Origin of the sequence: Amycolatopsis sp. (assembly GCF_036008905.1) — a bacterium.
Taxonomy (GTDB): domain Bacteria; phylum Actinomycetota; class Actinomycetes; order Mycobacteriales; family Pseudonocardiaceae; genus Amycolatopsis.
This window is the reverse complement of sequence record NZ_DASYMU010000013.1, coordinates 19,184-42,804: the sequence shown is the minus strand read 5'-3', so window position 1 is coordinate 42,804 and position 23,621 is coordinate 19,184. Positions and strand designations below refer to the sequence as shown.

The 23,621-nt window shown below is 68.4% G+C and carries 20 protein-coding genes; 9 read left to right on the top strand and 11 right to left on the bottom strand.

The window, feature by feature from the left end; genetic code table 11:
• The first annotated feature begins 3 nt into the window (after positions 1 to 3).
• Positions 4 to 1,008: a serine/threonine-protein kinase gene (locus VGP60_RS02290; RefSeq protein ID WP_327546131.1), complete on the top strand. Its 1,005-nt coding sequence runs from the start codon at positions 4 to 6 to the stop codon at positions 1,006 to 1,008.
• Here the strand turns inward: VGP60_RS02290 and VGP60_RS02285 are convergent.
• The gene (locus VGP60_RS02285) at positions 1,005 to 1,907 is read right to left on the bottom strand and encodes a LysR family transcriptional regulator (RefSeq protein WP_327546130.1); all 903 of its coding nucleotides are present in this window, start codon (positions 1,905 to 1,907) and stop codon (positions 1,005 to 1,007) included. The genes VGP60_RS02290 and VGP60_RS02285 overlap by 4 nt on opposite strands.
• Before the next feature lie 151 nt (positions 1,908 to 2,058).
• Between VGP60_RS02285 and VGP60_RS02280 the strand changes: the two genes are divergently transcribed.
• Both VGP60_RS02280 and VGP60_RS02275 read left to right on the top strand, forming a co-directional pair.
• Positions 2,059 to 2,973: a DMT family transporter gene (locus tag VGP60_RS02280; RefSeq protein ID WP_327546129.1), complete on the top strand. Its 915-nt coding sequence runs from the start codon at positions 2,059 to 2,061 to the stop codon at positions 2,971 to 2,973.
• Between the two features lie 124 nt (positions 2,974 to 3,097).
• Complete coding sequence (locus tag VGP60_RS02275; RefSeq protein ID WP_327546128.1) at positions 3,098 to 3,811, top strand: hypothetical protein; 714 nt, start codon at positions 3,098 to 3,100, stop codon at positions 3,809 to 3,811.
• On the opposite strand, the gene VGP60_RS02270 is transcribed toward VGP60_RS02275, so the two are convergent.
• The gene (locus tag VGP60_RS02270) at positions 3,808 to 4,482 is read right to left on the bottom strand and encodes a response regulator transcription factor (RefSeq protein WP_327546127.1); all 675 of its coding nucleotides are present in this window, start codon (positions 4,480 to 4,482) and stop codon (positions 3,808 to 3,810) included. The two genes, VGP60_RS02275 and VGP60_RS02270, sit on opposite strands and share 4 nt — an antisense overlap.
• Positions 4,479 to 5,756, bottom strand: a complete 1,278-nt coding sequence (locus VGP60_RS02265) for a PspC domain-containing protein (RefSeq protein ID WP_327546142.1) — start codon at positions 5,754 to 5,756, stop codon at positions 4,479 to 4,481. Before VGP60_RS02265 ends, VGP60_RS02270 begins: the two co-directional genes overlap by 4 nt.
• Positions 5,757 to 5,944: 188 nt before the next feature.
• Here VGP60_RS02265 and VGP60_RS02260 point away from each other — a divergent pair, with 188 nt between their 5' ends.
• A complete protein-coding gene (locus tag VGP60_RS02260; RefSeq protein WP_327546126.1) occupies positions 5,945 to 7,243 on the top strand; it encodes a PspC domain-containing protein in 1,299 nt (432 codons plus the stop codon).
• Positions 7,236 to 7,490, top strand: a complete 255-nt coding sequence (locus VGP60_RS02255; protein ID WP_327546125.1) for a hypothetical protein — start codon at positions 7,236 to 7,238, stop codon at positions 7,488 to 7,490. The genes VGP60_RS02260 and VGP60_RS02255 overlap by 8 nt, the downstream gene beginning before the upstream one ends.
• 160 nt (positions 7,491 to 7,650) lie before the next feature.
• Here the strand turns inward: VGP60_RS02255 and VGP60_RS02250 are convergent, their stop codons facing one another.
• Together VGP60_RS02250 and guaA are read right to left on the bottom strand one after the other, a co-directional pair.
• Positions 7,651 to 8,445 carry an E3 ubiquitin ligase family protein gene (locus VGP60_RS02250; RefSeq protein WP_327546124.1) on the bottom strand — a complete coding sequence of 265 codons (795 nt, stop codon included), beginning with the start codon at positions 8,443 to 8,445 and terminating at the stop codon, positions 7,651 to 7,653.
• 4 nt (positions 8,446 to 8,449) lie between these two features.
• Positions 8,450 to 10,006, bottom strand: coding sequence for a glutamine-hydrolyzing GMP synthase (gene guaA, locus VGP60_RS02245; RefSeq protein WP_327546123.1), 1,557 nt, complete (start codon positions 10,004 to 10,006; stop codon positions 8,450 to 8,452).
• A 211-nt stretch (positions 10,007 to 10,217) separates the two neighbouring features.
• Between guaA and VGP60_RS02240 the strand changes: the two genes are divergently transcribed.
• Together VGP60_RS02240 and VGP60_RS02235 are read left to right on the top strand one after the other, a co-directional pair.
• Complete coding sequence (locus VGP60_RS02240; protein ID WP_327546122.1) at positions 10,218 to 11,252, top strand: zinc-dependent alcohol dehydrogenase family protein; 1,035 nt, start codon at positions 10,218 to 10,220, stop codon at positions 11,250 to 11,252.
• A 60-nt stretch (positions 11,253 to 11,312) separates the two neighbouring features.
• A complete protein-coding gene (locus VGP60_RS02235) occupies positions 11,313 to 12,758 on the top strand; it encodes an aldehyde dehydrogenase family protein (RefSeq protein ID WP_327546121.1) in 1,446 nt (481 codons plus the stop codon).
• 31 nt (positions 12,759 to 12,789) lie between these two features.
• On the opposite strand, the gene VGP60_RS02230 is transcribed toward VGP60_RS02235, so the two are convergent.
• Complete coding sequence (locus tag VGP60_RS02230) at positions 12,790 to 14,268, bottom strand: FAD-binding oxidoreductase (protein WP_327546141.1); 1,479 nt, start codon at positions 14,266 to 14,268, stop codon at positions 12,790 to 12,792.
• A gap of 196 nt (positions 14,269 to 14,464) precedes the next feature.
• Here VGP60_RS02230 and VGP60_RS02225 point away from each other — a divergent pair, with 196 nt between their 5' ends.
• Complete coding sequence (locus VGP60_RS02225) at positions 14,465 to 16,345, top strand: Calx-beta domain-containing protein (protein ID WP_327546120.1); 1,881 nt, start codon at positions 14,465 to 14,467, stop codon at positions 16,343 to 16,345.
• A gap of 48 nt (positions 16,346 to 16,393) precedes the next feature.
• Here VGP60_RS02225 and VGP60_RS02220 read toward each other — a convergent pair whose 3' ends face one another.
• The 3 genes from VGP60_RS02220 to guaB form a co-directional block, all read right to left on the bottom strand.
• Entirely contained in the window at positions 16,394 to 18,088 is a 1,695-nt protein-coding gene (locus VGP60_RS02220) for a GMC family oxidoreductase (protein WP_327546119.1), read from the bottom strand.
• Positions 18,089 to 18,231: 143 nt separating this feature from the next.
• Positions 18,232 to 19,365: a GuaB3 family IMP dehydrogenase-related protein gene (locus VGP60_RS02215; RefSeq protein ID WP_327546118.1), complete on the bottom strand. Its 1,134-nt coding sequence runs from the start codon at positions 19,363 to 19,365 to the stop codon at positions 18,232 to 18,234.
• A gap of 335 nt (positions 19,366 to 19,700) precedes the next feature.
• On the bottom strand, positions 19,701 to 21,212 hold the full coding sequence (gene guaB, locus VGP60_RS02210) for an IMP dehydrogenase (RefSeq protein ID WP_327546117.1): 1,512 nt from the start codon (positions 21,210 to 21,212) through the stop codon (positions 19,701 to 19,703).
• A gap of 104 nt (positions 21,213 to 21,316) precedes the next feature.
• On the opposite strand from guaB, the gene VGP60_RS02205 reads away from it, so the two are divergent.
• Positions 21,317 to 21,712 carry a DUF5319 domain-containing protein gene (locus VGP60_RS02205; RefSeq protein ID WP_327546116.1) on the top strand — a complete coding sequence of 132 codons (396 nt, stop codon included), beginning with the start codon at positions 21,317 to 21,319 and terminating at the stop codon, positions 21,710 to 21,712.
• Between the two features lie 68 nt (positions 21,713 to 21,780).
• Here the strand turns inward: VGP60_RS02205 and VGP60_RS02200 are convergent, their stop codons facing one another.
• Together VGP60_RS02200 and VGP60_RS02195 are read right to left on the bottom strand one after the other, a co-directional pair.
• Positions 21,781 to 22,740 (bottom strand): anti-sigma-D factor RsdA, encoded by a 960-nt coding sequence (locus tag VGP60_RS02200; protein WP_414640273.1) that lies wholly within the window; start codon positions 22,738 to 22,740, stop codon positions 21,781 to 21,783.
• The gene (locus tag VGP60_RS02195; protein ID WP_327546139.1) at positions 22,741 to 23,313 is read right to left on the bottom strand and encodes a sigma-70 family RNA polymerase sigma factor; all 573 of its coding nucleotides are present in this window, start codon (positions 23,311 to 23,313) and stop codon (positions 22,741 to 22,743) included. It abuts the gene before it with no gap.
• Positions 23,314 to 23,621 lie beyond the last annotated feature (308 nt).

Genomic DNA, 23,621 nt, shown 5'->3' with positions numbered 1-23,621 from the left:
TTTGTGAGCGCTGAAGGCGAAGTGGTCGGCGACCGCTATCGGCTCGACCAGCCGATCGGTCGCGGCCGTGCCGGGATCGTCTGGCAGGCCATGGACACCCGGCTGCACCGGACAGTGGCGTTGAAACGCATGTACCTGCCGGTCGGGCTGCCGCCGCAGCAGGCCGAGCAGGCGAAGGCGATGGCCGTCAAGGAAGGCCGGGGCGCCACGCATGTCACGCACGGCTGCGCGATCACCGTGCACGACGTGTTCGAGGACGGGCCGGACGTCTGGCTGGTGATGGAGTACATCCCGTCGCGCAGCATGGCGCAGTTCCTCTCCGAACACGGCAGGCTCACTCCGGAACAGGCCGCGGCGCTGGGCATCCAGCTGGGTTCGACGCTCGCCACCATGCACGCGGCGGGGATCGTGCACCGGACGCTCGAACCGGCGAACATCCTGCTCGCGGACGACGGCGGGGTGAAGATCACCGACATCGGCATCACCGGTGGCGGCCCGAGCCCGGCGTACCGAGCGCCGGAAATCGCCCGTGGCCTGCCCGCCACCCCGGCGTCGGACGTGTTCTCGCTCGGCGCGACGCTCTACACCGCCGTCGAAGGGGTGCCGCCGTTCGGCCAGGACGGTCTCGGTGAGCCGCCGAACCCGCACAGCGCCGGTCCGCTCACGGGCGCGCTGATCAAGCTGCTGCGATCGGATCCGGTGACCCGGCCGACGATGAACGACACGGTCCGCTCGCTCGGGGCGATCACGGAAGGCAGGCAGACGCAGTTCGTGCCGCCGACCGCGCCCGCGATGCCGCCACCGCCGCTGAACCCGCCGCCGACGGCGTGGCAGGCGCCGAACCAGCCGCAGGCCACCCGATACGCGCAGGCGCCGCAGCAACAGGCACCCATGCCCGCGTCGGCCGTGAAACCGGCGTCGACCACGCCGGCCTGGCTCATCCCGGCGGCCGCGGTGCTCGTCGCGATCGTGTTCGGGGTGCTGGTCGCGGAGATCTTCTTCGTCTAGCGGGTCGCGGCCGACGCCTCCCGCATGACCTCCAGCAACCGCAGCAACGCGGGCTGGTCCCTGGCGTGCGCGGCGACCGCGGCGTGGATGGATCGCACCGGCTCGGGACGCCGCAGCTTGCGGACGACGACGCCCGGATGCGGCGTGCCGAGACCGAGTTCGGGAATCAGCGAAACACCGAGCCCGGCGGCCACAAACCCTTGTGCCGTCTGGTAATCCTCGGATTCGACGGCGAAGTTCGGCGCGAACCCGGCGGCACCGCAGGCGTTCAGCATGATGTCGCGGCACGGCCCTGGCGGACCTTCGGTGCTGATCCAGCTTTCCTCGGCGAGCTCGGCGAGATCGAGGATCCGCTTACGCGCCAAGCGATGCGTGCGCGGGAGCACCACCCGGTACGGGTCGTTGAGCAGGTGCACCAGCTGGATACCGTTGGCGGGCTGGTCACGCTGCGGGAAGACGACGATCGCGACGTCGGCGTCGCCCGATTCGACGTCCCGCAGCGGGGGCGCGGGCTCGATCAGCTTCAGGTCGAGCCGGATGCCGGGGAACTCACGACGGATCGCGGCGACCGCGGGCGGGACGAGCGCGGCGCCGGCCGTCGCGAAATAGCGGATCGCCAGCCTGCCGGTGCGGCCCTCTTTGAGCTCGGTGAGCGCGGATTCCGCTTTGGACAGCTGCGCGCTCATGACTTCGGCGTGCTCGGAGAGCAGGATCCCGGCCGGCGTCGCCCGGACGCCGCGGCCGATGCGCTCCAGCAGCTCCGTCCCGGCTTCCTTCTCCAAAGTGGACAGCTGCTGGCTGATGGCCGACGGGGTGTAGCCCAGGTTGCGGGCCGCGGCGGTGATCGAACCACTCGAGATCACCGCGCGGAGCACCTGCATACGGCGGACGTCCAACATGCGCTCACCATACAGCTCAGCTTAAGGATAGGTGCAGTTTATTTCGCTTGTCCTTACGCCTTGGTCTCGACAAGCTGGTGGTGAACTGAGGAGGAGACGGGTGTGCGGAGTGGCACGCAGTGCCTCCGTTGAGGGTGGTGGAGGGAGACGGGTGGGCGAGACGAAAACCCTGCTGCGGATCGGTGCGCTCGCGCTGATGTGGGGGTCCAGCTTCTTCTGGATCAAGATCGCGCTGGGCGCGTTCTCGCCGGTGCAGCTGGTGCTGGGCCGGGTGGTGCTGGGCGCGCTCGTCTTGGTGGCCCTCTGCTATTTCCAGCGCGACAAACTGCCGCGGGAACGCGAGATCTGGCTGTTCCTCGCCGTGGCCGCGTTCTTCCACAACGCCCTGCCGTTCCTGCTGTTCGCGATCGGCGAGCTGTCCGTCGACTCGGGGATCACCGGCGTGCTGAACGCGACCACGCCACTGTGGGTCGTGCTGATCGCGCCGCTGTTCGGCGGTGACCGGAAACTCGGCAAGCTCCGCGCACTGGGACTGGGCATCGGCCTCGCCGGGATCCTGCTGATCTTCGCGCCCTGGCAGGCGTCCGGGCTGCTCAGCTGGGGTGCGGCGGCCTGCCTGATCGCGGCGGCCAGCTACGGGTTCGCCTTCGTCTACGAGGGCAAACACCTCTCCGGCGCGGGCGTTTCGCCGTATGCGCTGTCCGGCGCGCAGATGATCCTGGCCAGCGGTTTCATGCTGCTGGCGCTCCCGGTGGGCGGGCTGAGCCCGATCCACCTCAACACCGGCGCCGTGCTCGCGCTGCTGGTGCTCGGTGTCGGTTCCACCGGGATCGCGTTCGCGCTGAACTACCAGTTGCTGGCCAGCGAAGGCGCGGTCGCCGCGTCGATCGTCGGCTACCTGCTGCCGGTGGTCTCGGTGCTGCTCGGCTCGATCTTCCTCGGCGAGAAGCTCGACTTCCGGGTGATCGCCGGCATGGTCGTCGTGCTCGCCGGCGTCGCGCTGACCCGGCTCCGCAAACGCGCCGCCCCCGCCCCCACCCCCGAACTCGCCCCCGCCGCTCCCTGAAGGAACGCATCAAGGGAGCTTTACTGCCGTCTCGCGGTAGTAAAGCTCCCTTGCTCCCCCCTTCGGGGAGTGGTTTTCCGGAATTCGGGGTAGCCGGGTAATTCATGTCTGATTTACTTCTTCGGTGCGAGTCAAAGACACCGGCGGCTATTCCTGGGTGATCACCCGGCGGCTTTCCCCGTGGCGGCGGAAGGTGCAGCCTGTCAACTACGCGTTCGGGCGGTACCACCGGTTCCGTGTGGTGCCGCTCGGCGGCGTCGAGGAATCAGCCAGGGCCGTGGCGAAACGAGAGCGGGTCCAGCGCCGGGAAGATCGACGTCGCAGGCTGCTCGACATGGAGGACCGCGGCGGTTTCTGGCTGCTGCTGTTCCCGGTGCTGCTGGCGGTCAACACCTTTGCCACCGCCATTTCCCGGACGTCCTGGGAGATCAGGACCAAGGGCAAGTTCCTCATCGGCATCCTGCTGCTGCCGTTCGCCCTCGTGGAGCTGCTGGCCCAGCTGATCGCGGGCGGAGCGCTCCTGCTCGCCCGCGTCACCGGTATGGCCCGATCGCGGGTCGACGTCCTCGCCGAGGACAAGGAAATCGCCGACCTGCATTCACTGACCGTCCTGACCCTGCCCGGGTTTTCGGCGGCCGGAGAGCTGGTTTCGGCGTTGGCTCAGCAGCGCGCGAAGGCGGACCGGCCGTTCGACCCGCGGCAGGATCCCGAGCTCGGCGCGATGTTCGGCCACTTCAAGGTGCGCGTCGAGGAGCACATCGGCATGTCGATGCAGCAGGGCGCGGGCCGCGAAGTCCTCCACGCGGCGAACCGGCTCACCTCGTACCCGTACCGCTAAACCAGCCGGCGGTCCGACGCCCAGCGCGAAAGCTCGTACCGGTTCGACAGCTGCGTCTTCCGCAGGACGCTCGACACGTGGGTCTCGACCGTCTTCACCGAAATGAACAGCTCCGACGCGATCTCCTTGTACGCGTAGCCCCGCGCGAGCAGGCGCAACACGTCCCTTTCACGAGGGGTCAGCAGGTCGAGTTCGGGGTCGTTGATCGGCGCGGAACCCGGCCGATCGGCGAACGCGTCCAGCACGAAACCGGCCAGCCGCGGCGAGAACACCGCGTCGCCCTCGGCGACACGGACCACCGCGCGTACGAGTTCCTTGGACGAGATCGTCTTGGTGACGTACCCGCGCGCCCCGGCCCGGATCACCGCGATGACGTCCTCCGCCGCGTCGGAAACCGACAGCGCGAGGAACACTACGTCCGGGAAATCCGTGCGCGTGCGGCGCAGGACCTCGGCGCCACCGCCGTCGGGCATGTGGACGTCGAGCAGCACCACCTGTGGTTTCGTGCGGACGATCCCGGCGACGGCGTCGGCGACCGAGCCCGCTTCGCCGACCACCTTCACCTCGTCGGTGATCGAGTCGAGCTCGGTGCGCACCCCGGCGCGGAACAGGGCGTGGTCGTCGACCAGGAAGACCTTCACCGGTTCCTTGGTCTGCTGGTTGTCCGTCACGCTGCTCCCTTGGTCACTTTGATCGGCATCTCCAGCTGGACCTCGGTGCCGTCCCCTGGCGCCGTCCGCAGCCGGCAAGTACCGCCGTTGCGCTCCATCCTGCCCCTAATGGAGTCCGCGAGGCCATGCCGATCAGCCGGAACCACGTCCGGATCGAAACCTTTGCCCCGATCGCGCACGAACACCGTCACCGCGGCCGGTTCGACCTCGGCGTAAACACTGACCTCGTCGACGCCCGCGTGCTTCGCCGCGTTGACGATCGCCTCCCTGGCCGCCATCACGAGCGCCGTCAACGGTTCGTCGAGCTCGGCGTCGCCGACGACGACCTGCGGGACCGAAATGGCGAAGGTGTCCTCGATCTCGCCACACGCCGCCGCGATCGCTTCGGAGAGGCGCCCGCCGGGAACGTCCTTGGCGCTCTTGCTCTTGCCGTATCCGGTCGGGCCGTAGAGCCAGCCGCGCAGCTCCCGCTCCTGCCCCCTGGCCAGCCGCGCGACCTCCCTCGGCGAGTCGGCCTGCTTCTGGATCAGCGCAAGCGTCTGCAGCACGGAGTCGTGCAGGTGGGCGGCGATCTCGGCGCGTTCGTCGCTGCGGATACGGGCGCTGCGCTCGTCGCCGACGTCGCGGACCAGCCGCAGCCAGAACGGGACGGTGAGCACCGCGACGCCGATCAACGTGGCGATGACCGCTATCAGCGCGAACTGCACCTGATCGAGGCTTCCGCTGCGGAACAGCACCACCGCGATCCCGCTCATCACGAGCGCGACCCCGGCGAGGATGCGCACGGCGGCCGACCAGCCGCCACCGCCCATCACCGCGCCGGCGACACTGCCCTTGGCCCCGTCGCGCCACCGGCGTCGCTGAGACTCGTCGGCCTCCCGCCAGACGACCGCCGCGCCGAAGAGCGCGACCGCGAGCGGCACGGCGACCCAGCCGCTGATCGCACCCGAAAGCGTGTTGGCACCGACAGCGAGCCCGACGCCGAGCGCAATCAGCCCGAAGGCCTGCTGGCGCTCCTTGGTCGTCGGCTTCGGCGCCTTGACGGTCTCGGCCTCGGACTGCTGCTGGACGAAAACCCACAGCAAGCCGTACGCGAGCAGCCCGGCGCCGCCGAGTGCGGCCAGGAGCGCGAAGCCCATCCGGACCCAGACGACCTTGACGCCGAGGTGGTCCGCGAGGCCGCCCGCCACCCCGGCGATGGCTCGCCCGGACCGGCGGCGGTACATCTTGGGCGGCCCGTCGATGGTGGCGAGCGCGGTGGAGACGGGCGGCATGACGCCGCCGTCCGCCGCGGTCTGCGTCGCGACCGGTTCGGTTTCCTGCTGGGCCTTTTCCTGCACGAGTTCCATGGTCACATGTGCGGCGGCCCGTTTCATCAGGGAAACCCCTGAACCGGGTGCCCGCCAAACCTCAGGGACGATCCCGGATGTGCGCCGGACGCCGGTCTTGGATATTCAATGGCATGAGTGGCGAGACGCAAACACAGGCAACGAAGCCGCACCACGGCTTCGAAGAAACCGTAAAAGACTTCTGGGCCAGCAGACCCCGCCGTCCGCGGGGCAATCGCAAGATCGCCGGCGTGGCGGCCGCGATCGGCTACCGGTACGGCATCGACCCCGTCGTGATCCGGGTGGCGCTGGTCGCCGCGACGCTCTTCGGCGGCGCCGGACTGGTCGTGTACCTGCTTGGCTGGCTGTTCTTCGCCGACGAGCGCGACGAGGTGTCGGCGTTCGAGAGCATGATCGGCCGGGGCCGCAGTTCGGTGTCGAAGGGCCTCACCGTGGTGCTGTGCATCGCGATGTTCCCGGTGACGAGCTGGGCGCTGAGCGGCGGCTGGGGCTCGACGGGCTGGTTCGACGGCGGTGGCCTCCTCGGCCTCGCGCTGCTGGCCGGGGCGCTGTTCCTGCTGCACCACAACCGCGGGCAGTACAACCGGCCCGCCGTCCAGGCCCAGTCCGGCCCCGCGTACGGCTCTGGTGGTTTCGACGCGGCGTTCTCCATGACCGACGCCGATGCCGGCACCACGGCCACCGACCCGGCCGCCCCGCCCGCTTGGGACCCGCTGGGCGCGGCGCCGACCGCTTGGGACCTGCCCGATCCGCACCCCGCGCCGGCTCCCGTCCCGCCGCCTCCGCCGCGGCGGCCGGTGGCGCCACGGAACAAGACCGTCGGTGTCGCGACGTTCGGTATCGCCCTGCTGGTCGCCGGGGTGGGGGTGGCGCTCAACCTGAGTGGTGACCCGTACTTCTCCCTGCAGCACATCATCGGCATGACGCTCGGCGTCGTCGGCCTCGGCCTGGTGGCCGGTGCGTTCCTCCGCGGTGGCCGCGGGCTGATCGGGCTGGCCATCCCGTTGGCGATCGCCGGGATGACGCTCACCGCCGTCCCCGCGTTCGACCTCAAGGGCGGCTTCGGCGACATCACCGCGACGCCGGTCAACACGTCCGAGGTGAAGCCGCTGTACCAGCACTCGGCGGGCAACATCGACCTCGACCTCACCAAGCTGCCCGAAACCGCGGACGTCACCACGACGCTCGTCACCGGGGCGGGCAACGCGACGGTAATCGTGCCGCGGACGGCGGACGTCACGTTCAGTTGCAAGACCACCGTCGGCAACACCGAGTGCCTGGGCCGCAACCAGTCCGGGATCGCCAACAACGCGATCACCGGCGTCGACCTCGGCACGAACAGCGTCGGTGGCGCGAAGATCAACGTCACCCTGGAGAACTCGGCCGGAAATGTGGAGGTACGCCGTGGCTGACAACGACAACCCCTACGACAACCCGTACGCCTACGACGAGGCTCCGGCCGAGACGCAGCCGGCCAAGCGCGGGATCGACGGTTTCACGCTGATCGCGGGGATCCTGGCTCTCATGGCCACCGGGTACATCCTCGGTGACGGGGCCGCGTGGTTCCCCGGCTTCAGCTTCCGCTGGGTGATGGCCGGCGCGGCCGTCCTGGTCGGCGTCCTGATGCTGGCCACGTCACTCCGCGGCAACCGCCGCTGACCCACTCCGCCACTCACCGATCAAGGCCCCGGGGACCCCTCTCCCCGGGGCCTTCTTCGTCCCCACCCCCAGGCCCGGACGCGACGTTTAGCCCGCTAAAGGCGCTCGGGAGGGCCCTCCGACCAGGGCGAGGACGTTTAGCCCGCTAAACGCGAACGCGTCAGCGAAGGGCGCCGAAGGTGATCAGGGCAAGGCCCAGGGCGAAGGCGGCGATGACGCCGATGGCGAGGTACTTGTGCTTCTGCGTCCGGGCCGCCCGCAGCTCGTCCTCGGTCCGCGCGGCGATGATGAAGTGCCCCGGCTGCCCGGGCTTGCCGATCACCAGCGGGCCGATCCGGTCGTGCACCTCACCGAGGACGTAGAGCCGCTGGCCGGGCCGGATCAGCCATTCCTTGTAGTCGAACCCGATCGTCGAGTTCTCCCCGGTGTTCAGGAAATCGGGCAGCTTGACGCCGAACAGCGCGAACTCCTGGCTCCCGCCGCCGCGTGACGGCTCGAACCGGTTGACGGTCTGCTCGGCACCCTCGGGCTTGGTCCCGTTCGGGTCGACACCGATCGTCACGCCCTGCGCGTCGACGAGCGCGTAGCCCTCCGACGACGAGAACTCCGCCACCTTCTCGGTGTGCTTCGAGTACCGTTTCTTGCCCTCGCGGTACTCGATGCGCTCGTACTGCCTGTCGATCCGGTAGCCGTACCAGACACACTCGGACTTACTGATCTCCGAGATCAACGCACCTTCGGGACGCGGATGCGCCGCGCCGACGACTTCGGTGACCTTGCGGAAGCCGCCCTGCGCGCCGAGTTCGTCCGATACCCCGCGGAGCTGCTCGAGCTCCGGGATCGACAACGTCTCCGTGCCGATCATCGCGTGCAATTCCTTCTTCGTGGACTGCATGACGAAGAAACCCACGACAGCCGCGACGAGCAGCAGCACGCCGATGACGATGAGGGCCATCAGGTCATTCCCACTCGATGGTGCCCGGCGGCTTGCTGGTCACGTCCAGCACAACCCGGTTGACCTCGGCGACCTCGTTGGTGATGCGCGTCGAGATCCGCTCCAGCACCTCGTACGGCAGGCGCGTCCAGTCGGCGGTCATGGCGTCTTCGCTCGACACCGGACGCAGCACGATCGGGTGACCGTAGGTCCGGCCGTCACCCTGGACGCCGACGCTGCGGACGTCGGCGAGCAGCACCACCGGGCACTGCCAGATCGAGCGGTCGAGACCGGCCGCGGTCAGTTCCTCGCGGGCGATCGCGTCGGCGTTGCGCAGGATCTCGAGGCGCTCGGCGTCGACCGCGCCGATGATCCGGATGCCGAGACCCGGGCCGGGGAACGGCTGGCGCTGCACGATCGTCTCCGGCAGCCCGAGCTCGAGGCCGACCTTGCGGACCTCGTCCTTGAACAGCAGGCGAAGCGGCTCGACGAGCTTGAACTGCAGGTCGTCCGGCAGCCCGCCGACGTTGTGGTGGCTCTTGATGTTCGACGTGCCGGCGCCACCGCCGGACTCGACGACGTCCGGGTACAGCGTGCCCTGCACGAGGAACTCGTAGTCGCCCTGTGCCTTGAGGTCGCGCTCGGCCTGCTCGAAGACACGGATGAACTCGCGCCCGATGATCTTGCGCTTCTCCTCGGGATCGGTGACCCCGGCCAGCGCGTCGAGGAATCGCTCGCGGGCGTCGACGGTGACGAGGTTGACCCCGGTCGCGGCGACGAAGTCCTGCTCGACCTGGGTCCGCTCACCGGCGCGCAGCAGCCCGTGGTCGACGAACACGCAGGTCAGCCTGTCCCCGATGGCGCGCTGCACGAGCGCGGCGGCGACGGCCGAGTCGACCCCGCCGGACAGCCCGCAGATCGCGCGGCCTTCGCCGACCTGCTCGGCGATGCGCTTGACCTGCTCGTCCACGATCGACGCCGTCGTCCACTGCGGCTTGATGCCCGCGATCTCGTGGAGGAAGCGGCGCAGGACCTCTTGGCCGTGGGGCGAGTGGTGGACCTCGGGGTGGTACTGGACGCCGGCGAAGCGGCGCTCGACGTCCTCGAACCCGGCGACGGCCGCGCCCTCGGAGGACGCGGTGACCGTGGAACCTTCGGGTGCCTTGGTGACGCTGTCGTTGTGGCTCATCCAGGCGGGCTGCGTCGCGGGGAGGCCCTGGTGCAGGACACCGCCGTCGCCGGCGATGCGCACCTCGGTGCGGCCGAACTCGCGTGTGCCGGTGGGCTCGACGGTGCCGCCCAGCGCCATGGCCAGCAACTGGTGGCCGTAACAGATGCCGAAGATCGGGACACCGGCGTCGACGAGCGCGGGGTCCATCGAGGGCGCGCCCTCGGCGTACACGCTCGAAGGACCACCGGAAAGGATGATCGCCGACGGGTTCTTGGCCATCATCTCTTCGACGGTGGCGGTGTGCGGGACGACCTCGGAGTACGCCTGGGCCTCGCGAACGCGGCGCGCGATGAGCTGGGCGTACTGCGCCCCGAAGTCCACGACGAGTACCGGACCGGTGGAACTGGGCACAAAACCTCCAGGGCGAAGCGAGCGGCTGACGCCTATCGTCCCAGGTGAGCCGCGCCACGCCCCCTTCGCCCCCGCGACCTGCAGTTAGCGGGCTAAACGCGCTCGTTAGCATGCCTACGTATCTGGATGCTTAGCATGGCTACCGAGCGCGTTTAGCCCGCTAAAGGCGCTCGGCGAGGGGCCGGGGCAGGGAACCAAAGGGAGGATCGCGATGCGAGCGACAGTGATTTACGGAGCCGGCGACGTGCGCGTCGAGGAGGTACCCGAGCCCAAGATCGTGGAGCCCACCGACGCCGTTGTGCGCGTGGTCCGGTCTTGCATCTGCGGCAGCGACCTGTGGCCGTACGCGGGTATGAAGCCGTCGGAACACGGCCGCCGCATCGGCCACGAGTTCCTCGGGATCGTCGAGGACACCGGCTCCGACGTCACAAGCGTCAAAACCGGCGACCTTGTAGTCGCGCCCTTCGTCTACTCCGACAACACCTGCCAGTTCTGCGTCGAAGGCCTGCAGACGTCGTGCGTGCACGGCGGCAACTGGGGCGACCCCGGCGTCGACGGCGGTCAGGGCGAAGCCGTCCGCGTCCCGCAGGCCGACGGCACGCTCGTGAAGCTGCCCGCCACCGAGGACGACGACATGCTCGCCGCGCTCCTCACGCTCTCGGACGTCTTCTCGACCGGTCACCACTGCGCGGTCAAAGCGGGAGTGAACGCGCGCACCACGGTCACCGTCATCGGCGACGGCGCTGTCGGCCTCTCCGCGGTCCTCGCGGCGAAGCGGCTCGGCGCCGAGCGGATCCTGCTGATGGGCCGCCACACCGCCCGCACCGACCTCGGCCGCGAGTTCGGCGCCACCGACGTCATCGCCGACCGCGGCGACGAGGGCATCGCCAAGGTCCGCGAACTCACCTCCGGCGAAGGCACGCACGCCGTGCTCGAATGCGTCGGCACGCTGGCCGCGTTCGAAATGGGCATCGGTGTGGTCCGCCCTGGTGGCTCGATCAGCCGCGTCGGCGTCCCGCAGTACAAAGACGGCCCGATCGGGCGCCCGCTGTTCAGCGCCAACATCACCATCACCGGCGGCGTCGCGCCCGCGCGCCAGTACATCCCCGAACTGCTGCCGGACGTCCTCGACGGCAAGGTCCGGCCGGGCCGCGTCTTCGACCGTACGATCGGCATCGACGAAGTTCCCGACGGCTACCGCGCGATGGCCGACCGCAAGGCGCTCAAGGTGCTCGTCAAGCCGTGACCCGACACGGTCGGGTGGGCCTGCGCGCCTGACAGATCAGTCCCGAATACCTTGGTGGGCATGGACATGATCACCCCGGAGCCGCGTCCCTGCTGGATCGCGGGCCGCGCCGAGCAAGGCGCGAGCACGATCGTCGTGCGGCACCCGTTCGACGGCAGCGAAGTCGCGACGGTCGCCGTGCCCGGCGCCGACCAGGTCGAGCGCGCGGTCGTCGCGGCGGTCGAAGTCGCGAAGGAGTTCCGGCGCTCGCCCGCGCATGTCCGCGCGGCGGCGCTGGAGCACGTGTCGAAGGCGATCGCGGCCCGCGCCGAGGAAATCGCCGAAGTGATCACGGCGGAAAACGGCAAGCCGATGAAGTGGGCGGACGCCGAAGTCCGCCGCGCGGTGTCGGTGTTCCGGATCGCCGCCGAGGAAGCGCGGCGCTTCACCGGAGACCTCCAGCGCCTCGACACCGACCCCGCGGGCGAAGGCAGGCTCGCGATCACGCGCCGGATCCCGCGCGGGCCGGTGCTCGGCATCTCGCCGTTCAACTTCCCGCTCAACCTGGTCGCGCACAAGGTCGCGCCCGCGCTGGCCGTCGGCGCGCCGATCATCATCAAACCGGCCCCGCGGACACCGTTGTCGGCGTTGATCCTTGGTGAGATCCTTGCCGAGACCGAGCTCCCCGCCGGCGCGTTTTCGGTACTGCCCATCGGAAACGAGGAGACGTCGGCGCTGGTGGCCGACCCGCGCCTGCCGGTGGTCTCGTTCACCGGCTCCGGCCCGGTCGGCTGGTCGCTCGCCGACGCCGCGCCGCGTAAGCACGTCGTGCTGGAGCTCGGCGGCAACGCGGCGGCCGTGGTGCTGCGCGATTGGCCGGACATCGAGGGTGCCGCACTGCGCATCGCGACCTTCGGCAACTACCAGGCGGGCCAATCCTGCATCGCCGTGCAGCGGGTGATCGTGGACCGCGCGGTCGCCGATGAATTCGTGCCCGCGCTGCTGGACGCCGTGCAGGCACAGCGAACCGGCGACCCGTACGACACCGAGGTCGACGTCGGCCCGGTGGTCGACGAGGCCGCCGCCGAGCGGATCGTGGCGTGGGTCGACGAAGCCGTCGCCGCGGGCGCGAAGCTCCTGACGGGCGGCACCCGCGAAGGCGCGACTGTCGAGCCGACGCTGCTCGTCGACGTTCCCGAGACGGCGAAAGCGTGGTCCGAGGAGATCTTCGGCCCGGTGCTCGCGGTGTCCATTGTGGATGGTGTGGACGAGGCCTTCGCGGCCGTCAACGCGTCGGCTTATGGCTTGCAGGTAGGCGTTTTCACCAGCGACGTCCACCTCGCGTTCTACGCGTCGACCGAGCTCGAAGTCGGCGGCGTGATCATCGGCGACGTACCTTCCTACCGCGCGGACCAAATGCCTTACGGTGGCGTGAAAGGCTCCGGCGTCGGCCGCGAAGGTGTCCTCGCCGCGATGACCGATCTGACCGAAGAACGCGTCACGGTCTTTACCGGAATCGATCTGTAGATCCCAACCGAATCAACGATAAAAGCACCAACTAGGCAGGCGTGATCGCCTGCGCGAAGCCGAAAACCTTGGCCGGGTCATAGGTCTTGGCGACTTCGCGCAGGCGCTTCACGTTCTCGCCGTAGTAGGCGTTCATCCAGTCCGGCATCGCCGGGTCGACGTAGTTCACGTAACCGCCGTCGACACCCAGCCCCGCCAGTCCCGAAACGATCTCAGCGACCGATTTCTTCGCTGTGTCAGCGTTTACCGCCGTCGCCTGGCTGTAGATCTGCACCGAGGCGAGCGCCTTCCGATGCCAGAAAGCGGTGTCGGCCGGCGCCGGCGTACCGACAGCACCACCGAGTCCGTCGATCAGCAGGTCGACGCCGGAGCGCCCGCTCATCAGCTTCGCGAACCCGGCGGGATCCGACACCGGTTTGCTCATGATCCGCGAAGACGCGACGAAGGTCTGACGGTTCGAACTGCCCGAAAAGTACTGCATGGCCCCGAGATAGTTCTCCGGCTTGGCCGTCCGCGACGTCGGCTTGGCGCCGGTGGAAGCGACGAGGTCGTCCAGCAGCGGAGCGAGGGCCGCGCTACCGCCGACAAAGCAGCCACCGACCCGGCATTGGGTCGGCGAGCCACCGGAGATCACCAGATTCGCCCACAGTTCCGGTGGTGCGCCGGGAATCCACTGCTGCCAGGCACCGAGCACGTCCCCGGCGGAACCGGCCGGGAAATGCAGGGAGAACACCGTCAAGCTCGGCGCGGGTTCGGTGGAGAAGGTGAACGACGTGACGACGCCGAAGTTGCCGCCCCCACCACCCCGCAGCGCCCAGAACAGCTCGGGCTCGGAGTCCGCGGACGCCGTCCGCAGCTTCCCGTCGGCCGTGACGATCTGGGCCGACAGCAGGTGATCGCAGGTCAGCCCGTACTTGCGGGCGAGCACGCCGATCCCGCCGCCGAGCGTCAGCCCGGCGATCCCGACTGTCGGGCACGACCCCGCGGGCAGGCACCGGCCTGCCTTGGCGAGCGCGGAGTAGATCTCCTTCATCTTCGCCCCGGCTCCGATCACGACCGTGCCGTCGGGCTGGACGTCCACTGAGGACATCGGCTCGACGTCGATCACCAGGCCGCCGTCCGGCGCCGAGTAGCCGGCGTAGCTGTGACCGCCGCTCTTGGCCGCGATGGGCAATCTGGACGCGGCGGCGGTGACGCAGGCTTGGACGTCTTCCGGGGTCTTGCAGTGGGCGACGGCGGCGGGCTTCTGCCCATCGAAAAGCGGGTTGAAAGCGTGCTTCACCTGCTCGAAACCGGAGTCGCCGGGAAGGACCAGACCACCGGACACCTTGCCGCGCAAGGCATTCCAATCCGGCGGCCCGGACGGTGGGGCCACGCTCGTCGAACCGACCGTCGACGGTGGCGTGGAAATCGGACCCGGTGTCTTGGCAGGCGCGCTACAAGCGGCGGCGGCCGCCCCCAGCGCCGACACGCCGGCCAACTGCAGGAAGGTCCTTCTGCCCAAGGTCATGACCCAGTAGACGCTCAGCAGCCGCAAGGGTTCCTTGACTTCACTAGGTCCAGCGCCCTTGAGTCTGCCGATCGGGTGAAGATCGGTACGGCCGGTTGGGTGATTACACTCCTCCACTGTACTTCGCGAGGCTTGATCCCCTCTTCAGTCTTGGAGCCGCATAGCTCATGCGGATTTCACAACTGAGAGAGGTGCCATGACTCGCACACGAAGAACCACCTGGCGTGCGTCCGCCCTGGCCGTGTTCGTCGCCGCCGCTTCACTGGTGATCCCCACCGGTATCGCCGCCGCGGCCGTGCCCGGCGTCGACCCGTCGAACGTCGAACTGACGCTTTCACCCGGGGAAAGCGCGCACGTGACCAAAACCGTGACCACTTCGGAGATTCCGCCGAAGCCCGACCTCGTCCTGCTCGCCGACACCACCGGCAGCATGGGCGGCGCGATCGCCAACGTGAAGGCCAACGCGAACGCCATCACCGGTGACATCCTCGCCGCACAGCCGACCGCGCAGTTCGGCGTGGCGGAGTACAAGGACTTCGGCGACGTCTTCCCGTTCCGGGTGAACCAGAACATCACCGGTGACGAAGCCGCTGTCCAGACCGGCATCAACCAGTGGGCCGCTTCCGGAGGCGGCGACACTCCCGAAGCCGACCTCAACGCGCTCTACGAACTGGCCACCGGTGCCGCGACCTTCCGCACCGGCGGGACGCGCATCATCGCGTGGTTCGGTGACGCGCCTTCGCACGATCCCAGCGGCGGGCACACCCTCGCCGACACCATCGCGGCGCTGCAGGCCGCGGAAATCCGGGTGGTGGCGGTGAACGTGGGCAATCTGGACCAGTTGGGCCAGGCCGGCGCCATCGCGTCGGCCACCGGCGGCGTGCTGCTCAACAACGTGCCGTCGAACCAGGTGTCCGACGCCATCCTGAGCGGCATCAGCGACATCGAGGTGACCGTCCAGCCGCAGGTGATCAGCTGTGACGCGGGTATTTCGATCACCGAAAGCCCGGCGAGCGTGGTCGTCGAAAGCGGGGGCCAAGCCGTTTTCGACGAAACCGTCACCGCCGCGCCCGGGATCGCCCCCGGCACCTACCACTGCACGGTCGACTTCCTGGTCGACGGTGAGTCACGGGGCTACCTCGAGAACACGACCGTCCACGTCCGCGGCCTGAGCATCAACGACGTGACGGTGAACGAGGGCACCGGCGGCACCACGCCGGCCACCTTCACCGTGTCGCTGCTCGGTGGCGCCAGCCCCAACCCGGTCACGGTGAACTACACGACCGCCAACGGGACGGCCACCGCCCCCGCGGATTACGCCGCCGCCAACGGCACGGTGACCTTCGCCCCGGGCGAGGTCAGCAAGCCGGTGACGGTCCAGGTCGTCGGGGACAACGTCGACGAAGCCGATGAGACCTTCGCGGTCAACCTCTCGTCACCGTCGGGCGCCGGGATCGTGGACGGCACCGGGATCGGCAAGATCCTCGACGACGACCGCAGCGGGGTGTTCTCCTGCACCGGCACCGCACTGCGGGTCCTCGGCATCACCGCGGCGGTCGCCAACCCGGCGAACTTGCCGTGTGTCGACGACAGCAAGACCGTGCTGAGCGCATCGCTCAACGCGGGCCTGATCAACGTCAAGACCGGTGTGCTCAACGCGACGACCGACCAGACGCCGAACGACCTTTCCGCGCCCGCGACGAACGGGGACAAGGCCGTCTCGACAGCGAAGGTGGACTCCACCACCATCAGCACGCTGGGCTTGAAGGTCGAACTGGGCGTGATCCAGTCGCAGGCTTCGGTGACCTGTGTCGCCGGGGCGCCGAGCTACGCCGGTAGCTCGAACGTCGCGTCGCTGAAGATCAACGGTTTGCCCGTCACCGTTGGCTCGGCACCGCTGACGATCCCGCTGGTCATCGGCGCGCTGAAGCTCAACAGCACGCAGGTGAGCAACGGCCAGGTGGTTCAGCGGGCCGTCGCCGTCGAGACGATCCTCGGCGACATCGTGATCGCGGAGTCCAAGGCGGACGTCCACGGCACGCCGTTCCACCCGAACGGAAACCCTTGCCAGCCCTAGGTTGCTGAGGTGAGTGAGGCCCGCACAGCCAGTGCGGGCCTCGTTCGTTCACCGCAGCGCGGCCGGTGCATCCGCTGGGACCGCCGGATTCTTGGGCGCGATCGGGTCGAGCCGGACGTACGGCGAGCTCTGCGCCGGCCGTTCGTCGGTCTCGCCTTTGTTGGGCCAGAAGGAAAACGCCCGCTCGGCCTGCGCGGTGATGGTCAGCGACGGGTTGACCCCGAGGTTCGCCGTGATCGCCGCACCGTCCACGATGGACAGTCCGGGGTAGTTGAACACGCGGTGGTACGGGTCGATGACGCCGTTGGCCGCGTCGGTGCCGATGGCGGCGCCGCCGATGAAATGCGCGGTCAGCGGGATGTCGAAGATCTCGCCCCAGGTTCCGCCCGCCATGCCGCCGATGTGCTCGGCGGTGCGCTCGTTCGCCTCGTGCCCGGCCGGGATGAAGCTCGGGTTGGGCTCGCCGTGGCCCTGTTTCGAGGTGTACTTGCGACGTCCGAAGAGGCCGGGCTTGGTGTACGTGGTGATCGAGTTGTCGAGGCTCTGCATCACCAGCAGGATGACGGTCCGCTCGCTCCACTTGTAGCCGTTGAGCAGCTTCGCCGTCTGGATCGGGTGCTTGAGCATGAAGTTCACGGCCTGACGCCAGCGCGGCACCGCGGACGAGCCGTCGGTGGCGACGGTCTGCAGCAGGCTCATCGCGTTGCTGCCCTTGCCGTAACGCACCGGCTCGATGTGGGTGGTCTCGTCCGGGTGAATCGACGAGGTGATCGCGACGCCGTTGCTGAAGTTGCGCTCCGGGTCGACGGTGGTGCGCCCGGCACCGATGATCGCCTCGGAGTTGGTGCGAGTCAGCTCGCCGATCGTGGGCGAGAGATTCGGCAGGGTTTTCGTGTCGCGCATTTCGTGCAGCAGGTTCTGGGTGCCCCAGGTGCCGGCGGCGAGCACGACCCGGCCGGCGGTGAGGGTGTGCCGGAACTTCTTCGACGTGGTGCCGGTCTTGCGGATGTCGACCTCGAAGCCGTCGCCGCGGGGGCGGACCGAGGTCACCGTCGTCAGCGGGATGACCTTCGCGCCCCCTTTTTCGGCGAGGTAGAGATAGTTTTTGACCAGCGTGTTCTTGGCGCCGACGCGGCAGCCCGTCATACAGGAGCCGCACTCGGTGCAGCCGGTGCGCTCGGGGCCGGCGCCGCCGAAGAACGGGTCCTTCGCGTTCTCGCCGGGCTTGCCGAAGTAGACACCGACCGGCGTCGGGTGGAACGACTTCTCGACACCCATGTCCCGCGCGACCTTGCGCATGACGACGTCCGACGGCGTGATCGTCGGGTTGGTGACCACGCCGAGCATGCGGCTCGCCTGGTCGTAATGCGGCGCGAGTTCGGACTCCCAGTCGGTGATGTGCGACCACTGTTTGTCGTTGTAGAACGGCTTGAGCGGCCGATACAGCGTGTTCGCGTAGACCAGCGACCCGCCGCCGACACCGGCACCGGCGAGCACCATGACGTCGGAGAGCATGTGGATGCGCTGGATGCCGTAGCAGCCGAGCTGGGGCGCCCAGAGGTAGCGGCGGAGGTCCCAGGACGTCTTCGCGAACTCATCGTCGGCGAAGCGGCGACCGGCCTCGATGACCGCGACCCGGTAGCCCTTCTCGGTCAGCCGGAGCGCGGCGACACTGCCGCCGAAACCCGAGCCGACGACGATGACGTCATATTCTTCTTCAGTGGTGGTGTTACGGGCAGTCACACCCTCACGGTAACCCCCGCACCCCACTCCTGACCAGTAGTAAGTTACCGGCCAGTTCCCCCCTTTGTCCCCTTTGCCCGCTTCCCCAGACCCCCAAAAAGCGCGTTTAGCGGGCTAAACGCGCTTTTTTGAGGGGTGCGGGGTCAGCGGTGGACGGTGAGGCCGACTCGCTGGAATTCCTTCAGGTCCGAGTAGCCGGTCTTCGCCATCGCCCGGCGGAGCGCGCCGAAGAGGTTCACGACGCCCTCGGCGTCCGAGGACGGACCGAACAGGAGCGTCTTCAGGTCGACGGCGTAGTCGGGGCCCGGCGCGACGCGCGAGCGCGGCAGCGACGGGTGCGCGGCGGCCGCGGTCCAGTAGAGGCCTTGGCCGGGCGCCTCGGAGGACGCGGCCAGCGGAGCGCCGAGCATGACGGCGTCGGCACCGCAGGCAATCGCCTTCGCGATGTCACCGGACACGCTCATCCCGCCGTCGGCGATCACGTGGACGTAGCGCCCGCCGGTCTCGTCGAGGTAGTCGCGGCGCGCGGCGGCGGCGTCGATGATCGCCGTGGCCATCGGCACGCCGATGCCGAGCACCTTGCCCGTGGTCGTCACGCCCGGCGTGTAACCGTGCCCGACGATCACACCGGCCGCGCCGGTGCGCATGAGGTGCATCGCGGTGCGGTAGTCGCCCACACCACCGGCGATGACCGGCACATCCAGCCTGCCGATGAAGTCCTTGAGGTCCAGTGGGTCACCCTCGCGCTCGACGTGCTCCGCCGAGACGATGGTGCCCTGGACGACGAGGATCTCGACGCCGGCTTTGATCAGGTCGGGCGTGAGCTCGGCGGCGTGCTGCGGGCTGACCCGCGCCGCCACCGTCACGCCGGACTCGCGGACGGTCTTGATGGCTTCGGAGATCAGGTCGAGCCTGATCGGCGCGGAGTGGAGTTCCTGCAGGACGCTGATGAGCGCCGTCGGGTCCTCGGTGTCCTCCGCGGCCCGCACGATGCGGAACATCGCGTCCTCGACGTTCGCGTGCCGCGCCCACAGCCCCTCGGCGTTAAGGACACCCAGCCCGCCGAGCTCGCCGACCGCCACAGCAGTCCCGGGCGACACGATCGCGTCGGTCGGGTGCGTGATCAGCGGCAGGTCGAACCGATAGGCGTCGATCTTCCACTCGGTCGAAACGACCGCCGACGACCGAGTCCTCCGCGACGGCACGATCTCGACGTCGTCGAGGTCATACGACCGCCGCGCGGTGCGGCCCATCCCGATCTCGACCAGATCCCGCACGGTAATCCCCTCTCAACACACAACGCTCTTGACGCCACATTGTCGCTAGTCCACGCGAGTGACGCACGCACGGGTCACCACAAGCACAAGAACCACAGCACCGAACCCAGCCACGCGGGCTTTAGATCCCTAAACCCAGACACAGCGACTCACGTCCGCCCAACGGGCGGGAGTCTTCACCGCGCGCGCTTGCCGAAGGCCAGGTTTGCGGGAGCAGGGCGCCCCCGGCACACGTCATGCGCGTACCTCGCCATGCCACGCCCTGGTCACGCAAACCTGATCGCGCGCCTGCCAATAAACACAGGCTTCTAGCCGTACCTCACGACCCAAAACAACTACCGAGTCGTGTAGTTGGGCGCCTCGACAGTCATGGTGATGTCGTGCGGGTGGCTCTCCTTCAACCCGGCCGCCGTAATCCGCACCAGCTGAGCCTCCTGCAGATCAGCAATAGTGCTGGCCCCAGCAAACCCCATCCCAGCCGACAACCCGCCAACCAACTGATGCACCACGTTCGCCAACGGCCCGCGGAACGGAATCCGCCCCTCAATCCCCTGCGGCACCAGCTTGTCGTCAGACAGCACGTCGTCCTGCGCGTACCGATCCTTGGAGTACGACTTCGCGTCCCCACGGGTCTGCATCGCCGCCAGCGATCCCATCCCGCGATAAGACTTGAACTGCTTCCCACCCACCAGAATCAGCTCACCCGGAGACTCGGCAGTCCCGGCCAGCAAACTCCCCAACATCACCGAAGAAGCCCCGGCAGCAATGGCCTTCGCGATATCACCGGAGTACTGGATCCCACCATCACCGATCACGGGAATCCCCGCCGGACGACAAGCCAGATCGGCTTCGTAAATAGCCGAGATCTGCGGCACACCAACCCCAGCCACCACCCGAGTCGTACAGATCGACCCAGGCCCAACCCCGACCTTCACACCATCAGCCCCAGCGTCAACCAGCGCCTGAGCCCCGGCCCGAGTAGCCACGTTCCCGCCGACGACGTCGACAGTGTCGCCAAGCTCCTTCTTCAACAACGCCACCATGTCGATGACAGCCCGCGAATGCCCATGCGCGGTATCCACCATCAGCACGTCCACGCCTGCCTCGGCGAGCGCCATAGCGCGCTGATGTCCCTCAGTACCGACACCCACAGCCGCACCCACGATGAGCCGGCCGTCGGCGTCCTTGGTCGCCTTCGGGTACTGCTCGGTCTTGACGAAGTCCTTCACCGTGATGAGCCCGCGGAGCTTGCCCGCGCCGTCCACGATCGGCAGCTTCTCGATCTTGTGGCGGCGAAGCAGCCCGAGCGCGGCTTCGGCGGTGACGCCGACCTGTGCCGTGATCAACGGCAGCTTGGTCATGACCGCGCTGACCGGCCTCGTGTGGTCGACCTCGAAGCGCATGTCGCGGTTGGTGATGATGCCCACAAGCATGCCCGCGGCGTCGGTGACGGGGACGCCGGAGATGCGGAACTTGGCGCAGAGCGCGTCGACCTCGGCCAGTGTCGCGTCGGGAGAACAGGTCACCGGGTCGGTCACCATGCCGGCCTCGGACCGCTTGACGACCTCCACGGCCGCCGCCTGGACGTCGATCGCGAGGTTGCGCTGAAGAATGCCGATGCCGCCTTGGCGGGCCATGGCGATGGCCATCCGGGCTTCGGTCACCGTGTCCATCGCGGCCGAGACCAGCGGGATGCCCAGGGTGACGTTCCGGGAAAGCCTGGTGCCGGTGTTGACGGAGCTGGGGATGACGTCAGACTCGGCAGGCAGCAGCAGTACGTCGTCGAAGGTGAGCCCGAGCATCGCGAATTTGCTGGGGACTGCGGCTGTGATGCTCTCGCTGGTCATAAGAGGCGGAGGGCCTTCCTTGGGGATGGTGAATCCGTCGCGGTAGCGACTCGCGGACCTTTAACCGATGGTATCTGGCGAGGCCGCCGGGGCCGCCCGGTACCGTGCAGGCCGTGCCGCACGAAGTCTTGCCCCCAGACCCGTTCGCGGATGATCCGAACGACCCCGCCCGGGAGTTCACCGAGCTGGACGATCATCTCGACGAGCCCATCAGCTCCGACGAGCGCACAGAACTGCTCGCCGACCTCTCCGATCTTGCCGTTTACCAGGCGCTTCTCGCACCGAGGGGCGTTCGCGGGATCGTGGTCGACTGTGGTGAATGTGACGAGCCGCATTATCACGACTGGCATCTGCTGCGCGCCAGTCTTGAACAGCTGCTCGCCGACGGCCGCATGCGCCCGCACGAGCCCGCCTTCGACCCCAACCCCGGCGACTACGTCAGCTGGGACTACTGCCGCGGTTTCGCTGACGGCGTAACCGCCAACGAAAGCGCGTACTGAACCCCGAAACGGTGAACGAGTTCGGCCCCTGAGGAGATTTCCTCAGGGGCCGAACTCGTTTGGGTGACTTAGGGGACGCTCACGCCGGAGGGATCGGCCGGCGCTTCGAACCGAGGGCTCCCGCTGCCACTGCCGCCGGGAGCGTTCCCGGTCGCGGACGGTGTGGTGCTCGGCGTCGGCGGCGGCGTGCTCGTCTCGGGCGGAGGCGAAGTCGTGCTCGTCGGAGGCGGTGAAGGCTCGGTGGTCGTGCCGCTGCCGGTGTCCGCCGGGAGCTGGGTGCTCGTCGGGGGCGGCGCGGCCTGCGACTGCTGGCTGCTCTGGCTCGAGTCCGACGGCGATGGCGTCGACGGCGGCAGCGGGATCGGGTTCGGGCTCGTCAGCTGCGCGCTCAGCTGACGATGCTGCTCCATGAGCTGGTTGAGGTTGTCCTCGATGGACACCTGCCGGAGCGCGGCCTGTGCGTCGTCCAGTGCCTTGCGGGCTTCGTCGATCCGGCCTCCGGCCAGCGCGATGTTCGCCTTTTCGAGGTCGACCCTGACCGCCGCGGCGGCTTCGACCGACCGGGCGTGGTCGCCGTAGAGGACCTTCGTCAGGCCCCACAGGGTGTCGCCGGGCTGGGCGTCACGCGCCGCGAGCCCGGTTCCGGTGAAGGCGATGGCCAGCACCGCCGCGGCTGCCGCGACGGGTACCAGCATGCGGCGCCTGCGCTCACGGGTGCCGTGGCGCTTCGCCAATGCGGCGGTCTTGACCGTGGTGATCGCGGTGTCCGTGTCGACGAGTTCCGCGAGGGGTTCACTGTCGATGTCACGGCGCCAGGCGAGCAGCAGGGCGTTGAGCTCCTGATCCCCGAGCCCATCGGCGATCTTGGGATCGGAGCCCCCCAACGCGTCCAAAAGAGCGTCGTCGGCTTGCACGGCAGACAGGTCTGCGGCGAAATCCGACTCCGAGGCCGTCATTCCGTTGTTGAAGGGCGGCATCGACGTGTCGGTGAAACCTCTGTCTGGGTCATGTCTTTCGCGATCGGTCACTCAGATCACCTCCTCGGCGGCCAGTACCTTGCGGAGCCGCGCGAGTGCACGGTGCTGGGCAACCCGGACGGCGCCCGGGGTCGATCCGACGGCGTCGGCGGTTTCCTCGGCGGAAAGACCGACCACCACGCGCAGGACCACGATCTCTCGTTGCTTCTCGGGCAGGACTTTGAGGAGCAGGGACATCCGCTCGTTCAGCTCGCCCTGCAAGGCGCGCTGTTCGGGGCCGACATCTCCCTCCACCTCATCGGGCACCTCGGCGACGGGCTCGGCACGGTTACGGGCCGCCGCGCGATGCGCGTCGGCCACCTTGTGCTGAGCGATTCCATAGACAAAGGCCAGGAAAGGGCGGCCTTGATCCCGGTACGAAGGCAATGCCGTTAGCACCGCGAGACACACCTCCTGCGCAACATCGTCTGCCGAAGCGAACGAACGCTCCTGCCTGCCAACTCGAGCACGGCAATACCGCACTACGAGAGGACGGATAGAAGCCAGGAGCCGCTCAACCGCCTGGGGATCACCCTCGACAGCAGCGGCGACCGGTTCGTCCAGTCCATCCCCCACATTGGCCATCGCAGACAACAGTCCCAGTGTTACGTGTAGGCGTGCAAATACTCCGGCGTGCGGCGCTCGTCATCCGTCACGCCGGCGAGAGCTACCGTACCCGCCGGCGCCGGCGATGCCGTCTTTGGCGTCACCGGCGCGTCCCGGCGGATCCGGGACGCTCTCCAGCTCCGGCTCACCTTCGCCGATTCAACGAGGGTGGCCGGGACGGGGTACGGATCCTGTGCACGAGGAGGCGGACAGAGGTGTCACAGATACCTGATCACCGAAACCGATGACCAGGTGGTGACTCAGATCACAACGGGCCGGGGAGTTGC